Origin of the sequence: Postechiella marina (assembly GCF_039538365.1) — a bacterium.
Lineage (GTDB): Bacteria > Bacteroidota > Bacteroidia > Flavobacteriales > Flavobacteriaceae > Postechiella > Postechiella marina.
On sequence record NZ_BAABCA010000022.1, the window covers coordinates 1 to 896 of the forward strand.

The following is an 896-nucleotide window of genomic DNA, read 5'->3' on the forward strand; positions in this document are numbered from 1 at the left end:
TACTGGTTGGTCTAACTTATTATAAACAATCTCTTCCCAAGTATTTGCGTCACCCTTTCCTGGTATTTTTTTTTCTACTAAGCGGTTTCTATCATCATATTTATATTGATAACATAATTCTGAGAGCACTGTAGCGTCTGGTTTTGCAGACTGTGGTTCTGACTTTGGCGGTAAGACATAACTTAAATTACCATAATCATCATAAACGTAATAGGTGTCGTGAGGGGCACTATTATTATAGGTCCGTTTTAAAACAACACGCCCTTGCTTGTCTTTAAACTCTTCGGTTGAATGATTTAGTCCTGAGCTATGGTTTTCATCATAAGTAATGGTTTTATAAAGCGTATTGGCAGCATAATTACCGTTTAAAACCAAACTGGGGGTATACACCTTTATAGTATTACTTGTAGATTCGCTTATATTAACATCATAACGTCTTACTTCTGTGCCTGTATTAGATTTATAATCAAACTCTATTTCATGGCCTCCGCCTTTACGCCAATCATAACCCGGAGCGCCTTGGCTTAGTGCTCTATTTAGAGGTGAAGCTTCTAGGTTCTTTTCTGAAAACGGATTTGGTACTGATGCATTAATATCTGCAGCATGCTTGGATATGTAATAACTATTTGTCACTGATAAAGCATCACTTTGATATCCGCCACAATTACTTGAAGAGGCATAAGGTAAATAGTCTTTACTTTGTCTACCATAATCATCATAGTCTATATGAGTTATAATATCTTCACTTGCTCCCCCTCCTCTTATAGCGATACTTTGCATGGGCCTACCAAGACCATCATAATATGCTATGCTTTCTATCTTTTCATTGTTTTCTAAACTAGAAACATTTGTTGTTTCTTTTCTTGGAGTTATAGTATATACATAATTCTCATCAC

The 896-nt window shown here is 35.8% G+C and carries 1 protein-coding gene; it reads right to left on the reverse strand.

Annotation, left to right across the window (positions count from 1 at the left end):
* A partial coding sequence (locus ABD715_RS17770) for a DUF6443 domain-containing protein (protein ID WP_344789677.1) occupies positions 1–896 on the reverse strand: 896 nt, incomplete at both ends.